11 protein-coding genes are annotated in these 12525 nt (G+C 61.6%); 8 read left to right on the top strand and 3 right to left on the bottom strand.

The genetic code is table 11. The annotated features are described in order from the left end of the window. Window positions 1-16 precede the first annotated feature (16 nt). On the top strand, window positions 17-1336 hold the full coding sequence (locus ASC90_RS17515; protein WP_056542899.1) for a YeaH/YhbH family protein: 1320 nt from the start codon (window positions 17-19) through the stop codon (window positions 1334-1336). Between the two features lie 11 nt (window positions 1337-1347). Continuing rightward, window positions 1348-2889 carry a SpoVR family protein gene (locus ASC90_RS17510; RefSeq protein ID WP_056542897.1) on the top strand — a complete coding sequence of 514 codons (1542 nt, stop codon included), beginning with the start codon at window positions 1348-1350 and terminating at the stop codon, window positions 2887-2889. 11 nt (window positions 2890-2900) lie between these two features. On the opposite strand, the gene ASC90_RS17505 is transcribed toward ASC90_RS17510, so the two are convergent. The 3 genes from ASC90_RS17505 to ASC90_RS17495 all read right to left on the bottom strand — a co-directional run bounded on the left by ASC90_RS17505 (window position 2901) and on the right by ASC90_RS17495 (window position 5673). Beyond that, window positions 2901-4190, bottom strand: a complete 1290-nt coding sequence (locus ASC90_RS17505) for a DUF3422 family protein (RefSeq protein WP_056542895.1) — start codon at window positions 4188-4190, stop codon at window positions 2901-2903. Window positions 4191-4211: 21 nt separating this feature from the next. Further along, the gene (locus tag ASC90_RS17500; protein WP_056542894.1) at window positions 4212-4490 is read right to left on the bottom strand and encodes a CrpP-related protein; all 279 of its coding nucleotides are present in this window, start codon (window positions 4488-4490) and stop codon (window positions 4212-4214) included. A gap of 157 nt (window positions 4491-4647) precedes the next feature. After that, window positions 4648-5673 carry an AraC family transcriptional regulator gene (locus ASC90_RS17495; protein ID WP_056542891.1) on the bottom strand — a complete coding sequence of 342 codons (1026 nt, stop codon included), beginning with the start codon at window positions 5671-5673 and terminating at the stop codon, window positions 4648-4650. 148 nt (window positions 5674-5821) lie between these two features. On the opposite strand from ASC90_RS17495, the gene ASC90_RS17490 reads away from it, so the two are divergent. The 6 genes from ASC90_RS17490 (at window position 5822) to ASC90_RS17465 (ending at window position 12523) form a co-directional block, all read left to right on the top strand. Continuing rightward, window positions 5822-6592, top strand: a complete 771-nt coding sequence (locus ASC90_RS17490; RefSeq protein ID WP_056542889.1) for a 3-hydroxyacyl-CoA dehydrogenase — start codon at window positions 5822-5824, stop codon at window positions 6590-6592. Between the two features lie 19 nt (window positions 6593-6611). Beyond that, window positions 6612-7799 carry an acetyl-CoA C-acyltransferase gene (locus ASC90_RS17485; RefSeq protein WP_056542888.1) on the top strand — a complete coding sequence of 396 codons (1188 nt, stop codon included), beginning with the start codon at window positions 6612-6614 and terminating at the stop codon, window positions 7797-7799. Between the two features lie 23 nt (window positions 7800-7822). Then, window positions 7823-8950 carry an acyl-CoA dehydrogenase family protein gene (locus ASC90_RS17480; protein WP_056542884.1) on the top strand — a complete coding sequence of 376 codons (1128 nt, stop codon included), beginning with the start codon at window positions 7823-7825 and terminating at the stop codon, window positions 8948-8950. Between the two features lie 66 nt (window positions 8951-9016). Then, on the top strand, window positions 9017-10249 hold the full coding sequence (locus ASC90_RS17475; protein ID WP_056542882.1) for a 3-methyl-2-oxobutanoate dehydrogenase (2-methylpropanoyl-transferring) subunit alpha: 1233 nt from the start codon (window positions 9017-9019) through the stop codon (window positions 10247-10249). 1 nt (window position 10250) lies between these two features. Further along, entirely contained in the window at window positions 10251-11264 is a 1014-nt protein-coding gene (locus ASC90_RS17470; protein ID WP_056542880.1) for an alpha-ketoacid dehydrogenase subunit beta, read from the top strand. A 2-nt stretch (window positions 11265-11266) separates the two neighbouring features. Then, the gene (locus ASC90_RS17465; protein WP_056542875.1) at window positions 11267-12523 is read left to right on the top strand and encodes a dihydrolipoamide acetyltransferase family protein; all 1257 of its coding nucleotides are present in this window, start codon (window positions 11267-11269) and stop codon (window positions 12521-12523) included. Window positions 12524-12525: the final 2 nt, after the last annotated feature.

Genomic DNA, 12525 nt, shown 5'->3' with positions numbered 1-12525 from the left:
AACCGGGGGATGGCAGATGCCGAATTTCATCGACCGTCGGCTAAACCCGAAGGACAAAAGCCTGGGTAACCGGCAGCGCTTTCTGAACCGGGCGCGGGAAGACCTCAAGCGGGCAATCAAGGATCAGATAAAGTCCGACAGGATTGTCGACGTGGATGCTGCTCACGGCGTACCGATGCCGAAGCGGGGAGCAGGAGAGCCGACCTTCCAGCCGGCAACCGGCAGCGGCAATCGCGAGCATGTCCTTCCGGGAAACAAGGAGTACATGGCAGGCGACAAGCTTTCGCGGCCGCCAGGTGGAGGCGCTGGCGGCGCTGGCCGTGGCGCCGGACAAGGCGAAAGTGAAGACGACTTCCAGTTCCTGCTCTCGCGAGAGGAGGTGCTCGATCTCTTCTTTGAGGATCTCGAGCTCCCTGACATGGTCAAATTGAATCTCAAGGAGACCGTCATCCACAAGCCGCGCCGCGTCGGCTTCACCACCGCCGGCACGCCGACCAACATCAATGTCGGCCGGACGATGCGAAACAGCTTTGGGAGGCGCATCGCCTTGCAACGGCCAAGCGAGACCGAGATGAAGGCGCTTGCCGACGAGATCGCCGACCTGGAAAAAGAGCCGAATGCACCTGCGCCGCAACGCCGTCGTCTGCAGGCGCTGCGCGAAGACCTGGAAAAAATGGAACGGCGACGCCGTCGGATTTCGTATGTCGACCCGGTGGACATACGCTTCAATCGTTTCGAGCGTCAGCCGCTGCCGAATGCCAGCGCCGTCATGTTCTGCCTCATGGACGTGTCGGCTTCGATGGGTGAGCGCGAAAAGGATCTCGCCAAGCGTTTCTTCGTGCTCCTGCACCTGTTCCTGACACGCCGCTACGACCGTATCGACATCGTCTTCATCCGACACACGGACGAGGCGCGGGAAGTTGATGAGGACACATTCTTCTACAGCAAGCAGAGCGGGGGAACGGTAGTGTCGACTGCTCTCGAGGAGATGCTGCGGATCATCGAGGAACGCTATCCGGCCCAACTATGGAACATCTATGCCGCGCAGGCGTCGGACGGTGACAACATCAGCGGCGACTCGGAACGCTGTGCGGCACTTCTGCGCGAGCAACTCATGCGCCTTTGCCAATACTACGCCTATGTCGAGATCATCGACGAACGTGAGACCGAAATATTCGGAACGACCGACAACGGTACCTCCCTTTGGCGCGCCTACCGCACGGTCGATGGCGAAGTGCCGAACTTCCAGATGGCCCGCATATCGCGACCGGCCGACATATACCCGGTCTTCCGCAGGCTCTTTACCCGGCAACCGGCAGTGCGCACACGCACGTGAGGAACGACCGAATGGCGAAACGCTCGACCTCCGGCCTGCTGTTTCACGGCTCCGACTGGAATTTCTCCACGCTCTCACGTGCGTATGACGCCATCGAGACGATTGCGCTCGACGAGATGGGACTCGATGTCTACCCGAACCAGCTTGAGATCATTTCGTCCGAGCAGATGCTCGATGCCTATTCTTCGGTTGGCATGCCGCTGATGTACCAGCACTGGTCGTTCGGCAAGCGTTTCATCTTTGAGGATCACCACTACCGCAAGGGCCATCGTGGACTGGCCTACGAAATCGTCATCAACTCGAACCCCTGCATCACCTATCTCATGGAGGAGAACACCATGGCGATGCAGACATTGGTGACCGCGCATGCCGCTTTCGGCCACAACCATTTCTTCAAGAACAACTACCTGTTCCGCCAGTGGACCGACGCGGGCGCCATTCTCAGCTACATGGATTTCGCCAAGAAGTATATCTCCAAGTGCGAGGAGCGACATGGGACGGATGCGGTGGAGGCGATGCTAGATTCGGCCCACGCCCTGATGGACCAGGGCGTTTTTCGGTATCGACGGCCGCCACGGCTGTCTTCGGAAAAGGTAAGGGAACGCGCGCGTGAGCGACTGGAATACGAAGAGCAGACGTACAGCGACCTTTGGAGAACGCTGCCCCTTGCCAGCGAAAGCCCGGACTCAGCCAGTGCCGAACGCGATGCATCGGAACGCAAGAAGGTTCTGAACCTACCCGAGGAAAATCTCTTGTATTTTCTGGAGAAGCACAGCCTGATCCTGGATCCGTGGCAGCGCGAGATCTTGAGGATCGTGCGGGTCATCGCGCAATATTTTTATCCGCAGCGGCAGACAAAGGTAATGAACGAGGGCTGCGCGACCTTCGTCCACTACACGATCATCAACCGGCTTTTTGACCAGGGCAAGCTCAGTGAAGGCGTCATGCTGGAACTGCTGAAGAGCCACTCCAACGTCGTCTTCCAGCCGGATTTCGACGACCCGCGGTTCTCGGGCCTTAATCCCTATGCGCTCGGCTTTGCGATGATGCAGGACATCGAGCGCATCTGCACAGCGCCGACGGCAGAGGACCGCGAGTGGTTTCCCTCCTTCGCCGGCAATGGCGATCCGCAGGGGACCCTGCTCGACGCTTGGGCAAACCATCGTGACGAATCCTTTATCCTGCAATATCTCAGTCCGACGCTTATCCGCAAATTCAGGCTGTTTCAGCTCTCGGATCGCGCATCCAATGCGTACTGCGAAGTCTCTTCCATTCACAACGAGCGCGGCTACGCCGCTGTGCGCAGCGCCCTTGCGCGCAGTTATGACGTCGCGGCCAGACAGCCCGATGTTCAGGTCGTGGATGTTGACCTTCTCGGCGACCGCCGGCTTCGGCTCCGGCACAATATTAACGATGGCATCCTGCTCGAGGAAAATAGCCGTGACGCCACGCTGGGACACATTCGTCACTTGTGGGGCTACGACGTCAGCCTGACAGGCGTCGACAGCTCCACAGGCGCCACGCTCTATGAACGCTCCACCGCCGCGACCTGAAGTCCGTTCCGTTACGGCAAGTCCTGGTGCTTGTCGTCCTCGGCATGCCTCCGCCTGATGCTGCGCATCACCAGCCACACACTGGCGACGACAATCGGCACGGAAATACCGGTCAGAGTTTCGGGAGCTATCTCGAAGCCGAAGTTATGGGCGCCCTTTGCCGCATAGCCGAGAAGTCCGACGACATAGTACGAAATCGCCGCAACCGAGAGGCCCTCCACCGTCTGTTGCAAGCGAAGCTGCAACTGCGCCCGACGATCCATCGAATTCAGCACCGTCGTGTTGATACGCTCCAGTTCGACATCGATCCAGCTTCGCAGCAGCGAGGTCGCGCGCGCAAGTTTGCGCGAAAGGTTCGCCTGTCGCTCTTCGACCGATTGGCACGTTCTCATGGCCGGAGCCAGACGCCGCTCCAGAAAGGAACCGAGCGTTTCGCTTCCAGGAAGCGCGACCTCCGCCAGTGCGCGAATCCGCTCCAGAACGATCTCGTAATAAGCGCGACTTGCTCCAAAACGGTAGAGACTGAGCGCGGCATTGGCCTCGAGCTCGGCAGCAAGGCGCGTTATCTCCGACAGCATCGGATCTGCCTCGTCACGGGCGTGTTGCTTCATCCGCTGCGTGATCGCCGTCAGGCCGGCCTCGATCCGCCGAATGTCGGGTGACAAAGATTGCGCAAGGGGAAGTCCCATCATCGCAAGCGTGCGGTAGGTCTCGATGTCGAGCAATCGCTGCGCCAGCGCGCCACGCGCGCCTTCTGACATGCCTCGGTCGATAACCAGAATTTTCGTCAATCCGTCTCCATCCTGTCGGAAATCCGTCAAGATGGTTGCCTGGCCGTTTCTCAACTCGCTACGGCAAAGGCTCGTAGGATCAAAGACCGAGATTTCGTGCACCGTCTCGGGGGTATCGAACCTGATCTCAAGACGAATACCCGAAATGAAAGGTCCCGGTGGAGAGAAACTGTCTCCGAATGGATGAACAGGGATATCGGCTCCGAATCTTTCCGGAGCCGGACAATCCCAAAAGTAGGTCGAGAACTCAGTGTGCCGCTCCCACCGGAGCGTTCCCTGCCCCCAGCTTATTGCGTGATGACTGGCTTCACGAAGCGGCGGAGCGACACCGCTCGAAAGGGAAAGATCAGCAAGCGTGTCGCGATCGCTATCCGTTGCTGCCTCCGTCAGGAAAGCGAGCTGGAATATTACACGCGGGGCGGTGACGAGCGCATAGGGTCTGGCATGGATTTCGCCCAACGCACGTGTCCGAAGATCCGCCGGCGGAAAGTCGAAGGTCCCTTGCGTCATTCGTCGTTTTCCTTGGCGCCGTCAGATGGCAGAGGCCGATCCGGTTCTCGCCACGTGATCATGGACGCCGGGCGCTCCGGTCGCAACCCTCCTCCGATCGGACGCTAGCCGGGCAGATTTCCTGCTCGCATCCTCCATCGACCAGCCGAACCGCCAGGCATCGAACTTGGCATACCACTCTTCGAGGTTCAAGATCGGCATGAGTTCAGGCCGTGACATCGGATTGTCGTAGAGTTGGTATCCTAGAATGCGATCCCTTATGCCCCGCTCCTGCATTGCCAGGAGACTCTCGATGTCCATGGTAACACCCCTCGCACACCAGCCCCCCAGCTAACCTTATGCAAACACCTCCCCATATCGCTGTCTAGCACGATCAGATCGTCGACCCGTTTTCCACAGGCGCCAACTCCACATCGCCGCCAACCACGCCTGACAACTCGAGGCGAAATCGAGTCGCTCAACCGTTGCTGCCTTCGCGACCAAGAGATGAATTGCCCTCGCGTCGAAAGGCATCCGGGCTCTTCGCCGTCCATTTGCGGAAAGCCCTGAAGAAGGCGCTGGGCTCGGAATAGCCAAGCTGCGCGGCAATGTCCCCTATTGTCTTCGACGTGTTGAGCAGCATGTCGACTGCGAGTTCACGGCGGATCTCATCCTTGATGCTGGCGTAGCTTTGCCCTTCATCATGTAGACGGTGGCGCAGCGTCGAAGGCGGCATCCGCATCTCCGCTGCCAGATCGGCAAAACGTGACCAGGCGCCCGGCTGCATTTCGCCGAGCCGACGCCGGACGTTTGAAGCAAGCCCCGCATCGTAGCGGTAGCGCACGAGAATGTTCGCCGGAGCGCCGCGCAGAAACTGCTTGAGCGCCTGCTCGGTCCGCGAGATCGGAAGATCCAGCATCGCACTGTCAAAGCCAAGCCGGCTGAACGGTTGTGAGAACCGTACGGGTGCGCCGAAGAAGAGGCGGTAGTCTGTCCCCTGCTTCGGCTCGGCACAGCGAAAATCGACCAGCCTTATCGGAATGCGGCGACCGATCAGCCAGCATGTTATGCCATGCAGGATGATCCAGTAGGTGCGGTAGGCGAAGGCTGAACGCGCCGCTCCCAGGTCCCTCAGTTCGATTTGCGCCAGACCATCGCGGATGACGAGTTCGCCGCGTGGATCCTCAAGCACGAGATCGAGAAAGCGCAAGGCTCGGCGCAGAGCATGCCCGAGCGTCGGCGCGTGCAGTACGCAATGACAGAGCAGCGTGAAACTGCCGCGACGCATCGGCCTTGCACCCATGCCGAAGAATTCGTCATCAAGCTCTCCCGCAATGGCAAGCCACAATGCACCGTAACTCTCGGCGGAGATTGGCCGATCCACCGTCGGCGGAAGTTCCAGCTTCGCCAGAACCAGTTCCGCCGACTTGCCCAGCCGCCGTACGCTGTCCAGCGCTTCCTCGACAAACCCCGGCGCGATCATGCGCCTCTCGACCTCGGCCATCCCTTGTCTCACTATGGCAAAAATGTCCGAAATAATGAAGCTATTCTGTCATCGCTTGCAATAGTGCGCCAGCATAGAATTCGTCCCGTTGCGGTCGCGTTGGAGGACGAGATCGCCGGCAAGGGTACTGGGCTGTGGGAGCAGATCAATGTTGATCCGTGGAGGAACATTTATAGTCACCGGTGGGGGATCCGGCCTTGGCGCGGCAACCACGCGAATGCTCGTCGAGAACGGCGCTCGGGTCGTTGTCGCTGATCTGAACGACGACGCGGGCGACAAGATCGCCGCCGACCTCGGCGGTGATATCGTCCACTACATCCATGCCGACGTGACCAGTCCGCAGGACGGCGAAAAGGCCGTTGCCGCGGCGGTGAACGGATTCGGCAATCTCCGGGGATTGATCAACTGTGCCGGTATCGCTCCGGCGGAAAAGGTCATCGGGCGGGATGGGCCGCACAGCCTTGAAAGCTTCGCACGCGCGATCAACATCAATCTCGTCGGTACCTTCAACATGATCCGGCTTGCCACGGCGGCGATCCAGCAGCGGGAGCCGGATACCGACGGCGGACGTGGCGTGATCGTCAACACTGCATCGGCTGCCGCCTTCGACGGCCAGATCGGGCAAGCCGCCTATTCTGCCTCGAAAGGCGGAATCGTAGCGATGACGCTCCCGATCGCACGCGAACTCGCCCGTTTCGGAATCCGCGTCGTGTCGATTGCGCCCGGCATCTTCGAGACGCCCATGATGACAGGCATGCCTCACGAGGTTCAGGAAGCGCTCGGCAAAAGCGTGCCGTTCCCCTCGCGGCTCGGCCATCCGGCGGAATTTGCCGCTCTGGTGCAACACATATGTGAAAACAGCATGCTGAACGGCGAAGTCATCAGGCTCGACGGCGCATTGCGGATGGGCGCTCGCTGACGCGCCCGGGAGAAAACAAATGGCATACCAGGACCCCATTGCGATCGTCGGCTCCGCGCGCACGCCGATCGGCGGCTTTCAAGGCGATCTCCGCGGCGTGGCAGCACCCGATCTCGGAGCCACCGCCATTCGGGCGGCGCTTGAGCGCAGCGGTCTACCCGTCGACGCCGTGGACGAGGTGGTGTTCGGTTGCGTGCTTGCCGCCGGCCAGGGGCAGGCACCTGCAAGGCAGGCAGCGATCGGCGCCGGCCTGCCTTTTTCGACCGGTGCGAGCACCGTCAACAAGATGTGCGGCTCGGGCATGAAAGCCGCGATGATCGGGCATGACCTGATCGCCGCCGGCAACGCCTCCGTGGTGGTGGCGGGCGGCATGGAAAGCATGACGAACGCGCCCTATCTTCTCGATCGTGCCCGTGGCGGCTACCGGCTCGGTCACGGACGTACGATCGATCATATGTTCCTCGATGGACTGGAAGATGCCTATGACAAGGGGCGCTTGATGGGGACCTTCGCCGAGGATTGCGCCGAGGCGTACCAATTTACGCGCGAGGCACAGGATACCTATGCGATTGCCTCGCTGAGACGAGCGCAAGACGCGATCGCAACCGGCTGTTTCGATTCCGAAATCACACCGGTTCAGGTGAAAGCCGGCAAAGGCCAGGAAACGGTCAGCCGCGACGAACAGCCGGGCAAGGCGAAACCTGAAAAGATTCCGACCTTGAGGCCTGCTTTTCGCGACGGCGGAACCGTGACTGCCGCAAACTCCAGCTCGATTTCCGACGGCGCGGCTGCGCTTGTGCTGATGCGCCGCTCTGAAGCCGAGCGACGGGGCCTGCGGCCCCTTGCGACGATCATCGCCCAGGCAACCCATTCGCAAGCGCCCAATCTCTTCGCCACCGCGCCGATCGGCGCCTTGCGGAAGCTTTCCGAGCGTGCCGGCTGGCCACTCTCCAGCGTCGACCTCTTTGAGATCAACGAAGCCTTCGCGGTCGTTGCGATGGCTGCTATGCGCGATCTCGACCTCCCTCATGACAAGGTCAATGTTCACGGTGGCGCCTGCGCGCTCGGCCATCCGATCGGCGCTTCTGGCGCCCGGGTCATCGTGACGCTGCTGGCAGCCCTTGAGAGGTATAATCTGGCACGTGGAATGGCGGCGCTGTGCATCGGCGGTGGCGAGGCGACGGCCATCGCCATCGAGCGGCACTGACGAAACCGGGGGGAGACGCAGCGATGATCCTGTCCGACGTACAGCAGCAGATCCGCGATATGGCGCGTGACTTCTCGCGGGAACGACTGGCGCCCGGCGCCGCCGAGCGGGATCGCTCACATGCCTTTCCGCGTGAAGAGCTGAGGGAGATGGGGCAGCTCGGCCTGCTCGGCATGCTCGTTCCGGAGGCCTATGGAGGCTCCGAAACGGGTACAGTTGCCTATGCCGCCACGCTCGAGGAGATTGCTGCCGGTGACGGTCCCTGCTCCACGATCATGAGCGTCCACAGTTCGGTTGGCTGTGTTCCGATCCTGAAGTTCGGCACCGAGGAGCAAAAACAGCGCTTCCTGCCGAAGCTTGCGACCGGCGAGTGGATCGGCGGGTTTGCACTTACCGAACCGCAGGCCGGCTCGGATGCTTCCAATCTGCGCAGCCGCGCACGCCGGGATGGTGCGGATTATGTGCTCGACGGCGCCAAGCAATTCATCACCTCCGGCAAGAACGGCCAGGTGATCATCGTCTTCGCCAGCACCGATCCTGACGCCGGCAAGAAGGGCATCACCGCCTTCATCGTGCCGACCGACACACCCGGCTACGAGGTGATCCGCGTCGAGGAAAAACTAGGCCTGCATTCATCCGATACCTGTCAGATCGCCTTCAACGAGATGCGCATCTCCGCGGATCTCCGTCTTGGTGAGGAGGGCGACGGATATCGCATCGCGCTTGCCAATCTCGAGGGTGGGCGGATCGGCATCGGCGCACAGGCCGTGGGCATGGCGTCTGCTGCCTTCGAGGCGGCGCGCGATTACGCCCGCGAGCGCAGCGCCTTCGGCAAGCCGATCATCGAGCATCAGGCTGTCGCCTTTCGCCTCGCAGACATGGCAACGCAGATCGAGGCCGCGCGCCAGCTCGTTTTCCATTCAGCCGCGCTGCGCGAAAGTGGCCTTCCATGTCTGTCGGAAGCATCGATGGCAAAGCTGTTCGCTTCCGAAATGGCCGAGCGCGTCTGCTCCGATGCGATCCAGATTCATGGCGGCTACGGCTACATGACCGACTACCCTGTCGAGCGCATCTACCGGGATGTGCGCATTTGCCAGATATACGAAGGAACGAGCGACGTGCAGCGGATGGTTATAGCGCGCAACCTGTAGGCAACAAACTCGCCGGCCCGTTCCTGAGGAGAGGACGCGGCCCGGTAAAGGGAGGAATGACACGACATGACGGAACACGCTCACCTGAGCCTGCATGTCCCTGAGCCTGCCGTCCGCCCGGGCGGCCATCCTGATTTTTCCAACGTCAAGATCGCCAAGGCTGGCGCAGTGCCGCGTCCGGAGGTCGATGTCGCCTCGGAAGAGATTCGCGATCTAGCCTATTCGATCATCCGCGTCCTCAATCGCGAGGGCGAAGCTGTCGGCCCTTGGGCCGGCATGCTGTCCGACAACGAGCTGCTCACGGGCCTTCGCAACATGATGAAGCTGCGGGCCTTCGATGCCCGAATGCTGATGGCGCAACGCCAGGGCAAGACATCGTTTTACATGCAGCATCTCGGTGAAGAGGCGGTCAGCTGCGCTTTTCGCAAGGCGCTCATCAAGGGCGACATGAATTTCCCGACCTATCGTCAGGCCGGCCTGCTGATCGCCGATGACTACCCGATGGTCGAGATGATGAACCAGATCTTCTCGAACGAGAGCGATCCGCTACGCGGCCGGCAGCTGCCCATCATGTATTCGTCGAAGGATCACGGCTTCTTCACGATCTCCGGCAATCTCGCGACCCAGTACGTGCAAGCGGTCGGCTGGGCCATGGCGTCGGCGATCAAGAACGACAGCAAGATCGCGGCGGCCTGGATCGGCGACGGCTCCACGGCCGAATCCGACTTTCATTCCGCGCTGGTCTTCGCCTCGACGTACAAGGCACCGGTGGTCCTCAACATCGTCAACAATCAATGGGCGATCTCCACGTTTCAGGGGATCGCTCGGGGAGGATCCGGCACGTTCGCGGCACGCGGCCTCGGCTTCGGCATTCCGGCGCTGCGGGTCGACGGCAATGACTATCTTGCCGTCTATGCAGTGGCGCGCTGGGCGACCGAGCGTGCGCGGCGCAACCTCGGCCCGACGCTCATCGAGTATGTCACCTATCGCGTCGGCGCCCATTCCACCTCAGATGACCCGAGTGCCTACCGGCCCAAGACCGAATCCGAGGCCTGGCCGCTCGGCGATCCGGTGCTCCGCCTCAAGAAACACCTGGTCCTGAAGGGTGTCTGGTCCGAGGAACGTCACACTCAGGCCGAGGCCGAGATCATGGACGAGGTGATCGAGGCACAAAAGCAGGCCGAGGAACATGGCACGCTGCACGCAGGCGGCAGGCCCTCGGTGCGCGATATCTTCGAGGGTGTCTATGCCGAGATGCCGCCGCACATCCGTCGTCAGCGGCAGAAGGCGGGGTACTGACATGGCTCGGATGACCATGATCGAAGCGGTGCGCAGCGCCATGGACGTATCGATGGGACGCGACGACAATGTCGTGGTGTTCGGCGAGGACGTCGGTTATTTCGGCGGTGTGTTTCGCTGCACGCAGGGACTGCAGGCTAAGTACGGCAAGACCCGTTGCTTCGACACACCGATCAACGAATCCGGCATCGTCGGCACGGCGATCGGCATGGCGGCATACGGGCTCAAGCCCTGCGTCGAAATCCAGTTCGCCGACTACATGTATCCGGCCTATGATCAGATCACGCAGGAGGCCGCGCGCATCCGCTATCGCTCGAATGGCGATTTTACCTGCCCGATCGTGCTGCGCATGCCGACCGGCGGCGGCATCTTCGGGGGGCAGACGCACAGCCAGAGCCCCGAGGCGCTTTTCACGCACGTCTGCGGGCTGAAAGTCGTCGTGCCCTCCAATCCCTATGACGCCAAGGGGCTTCTGATTTCCGCGATCGAGGATCCGGATCCCGTCATGTTCCTGGAGCCGAAGCGGCTTTACAACGGGCCCTTCGACGGCCATCACGAGCGTCCCGTGACGCCGTGGTCGAGACACGAACTCGGCGAGGTGCCCGAAGAGCACTACACGATCCCCATCGGCAAGGCCGAGGTGCGGCGCTCGGGAACCGCTGTGACTGTCATCGCCTATGGCACGATGGTGCATGTCGCACTGGCCGCGGCAGAAGACACAGGCATCGACGCCGAGGTGATAGATCTGCGCAGCCTGCTGCCGCTCGATCTCGATAGCATCATCCAGTCGGTCTCCAAGACCGGCCGCTGCGTCGTCATCCACGAGGCGACCTTGACCTCGGGCTTCGGAGCGGAACTGGCGGCACTCGTTCAGGAGCATTGCTTCTACCATCTGGAAGCACCGGTGGTGCGCGTCGCAGGCTGGGACACGCCTTATCCGCATGCGCAGGAATGGGATTATTTCCCCGGACCGGCGCGTGTCGGGCGGGCGTTGACCGAAGTCATGGAGGCCTGACGATGGGCGAATTCGTCATCAAGATGCCCGATGTCGGCGAAGGTGTTGCCGAGGCCGAGCTGGTGGAATGGCACGTGAAAGCCGGGGACCCGGTTCGCGAGGACATGGTCATAGCCGCCGTCATGACCGACAAGGCAACCGTCGAGATCCCCTCGCCGGTCACCGGCACCGTGATCTGGCTCGGCGCCGAGGTCGGGGACAAGATTGCGGTCAAGGCGCCGCTGGTGCGCATCGAAATTGCCGGTGAAGGCGGTACGGCGCCGGCGAGTATTCCAGCAACGGCACCTCCAGCGCCACAACCTCCAACACCGCCGCTCGCCGCAGCGGCACCCCAAGTGACAACGACGGCAGCAACAGCTCCGCCTGCGCCACCGGTGATGCCGGCAGAAAAGCCGCTCGCCTCCCCCGCGGTCCGGCTCTTTGCGAGAGAAAGCGGTGTCGACCTGCGGCAGGTGGCGGCGACCGGCCCGGCCGGACGGGTGCTTCGCGAGGATGTCGACCAGTTTCTCGCACGCGGCGAGGCACCCACCCTCGCCCGGCCTGGCCGCGCGAAGAAGACATCGACGGAGGAAATCAAGCTCGTCGGCCTCCGGCGCCGCATAGCCGAAAAAATGTCGCTCTCCACCTCCCGCATTCCGCACATCACCTATGTCGAGGAAATCGACATGACGGCGCTGGAGGATCTGAGGGCGACCATGAACCGCGATCGCAAGCCGGAGCAGCCAAAGCTGACGGTCTTGCCCTTCCTCATGCGGGCGATGGTCAAAGCGGTCGCCGAGCAGCCGGACATCAACGCCACATTCGATGACGATGCGGGCATAATGACCCGACATGCCGCCGTCCATATCGGCATTGCCGCCCAGACGCCGGCCGGGCTTGTCGTGCCTGTCGTGCGGCATGCCGAGGCACGCGGCATATGGGACTGCGCCGCGGAGATGAACCGGCTGGCTGAAGCAGCACGCAACGGCATAGCAACCCGAGACGAACTCGGTGGCTCGACGATCACCATAAGCTCGCTTGGCGCTATGGGCGGCATCGTCTCGACGCCGGTGATCAATCATCCCGAGGTCGCTATCGTCGGCGTCAACAAGATCGCCGTCCGCCCCGTATGGGACGGGACACAGTTCGTGCCGAAGAAGATGATGAACCTTTCCTCCAGTTTCGACCATCGTATCGTCGACGGATGGGACGCCGCCACCTTCATCCAACGCGTCCGGGTCCTTCTCGAAACGCCGGCACTCATCTTCATCGAAGGTTGAGC

This window comes from Rhizobium sp. Root1220 (genome assembly GCF_001426265.1).
Lineage (GTDB): Bacteria > Pseudomonadota > Alphaproteobacteria > Rhizobiales > Rhizobiaceae > Rhizobium.
This window is presented reverse-complemented; position numbering and strand designations above follow the sequence as displayed.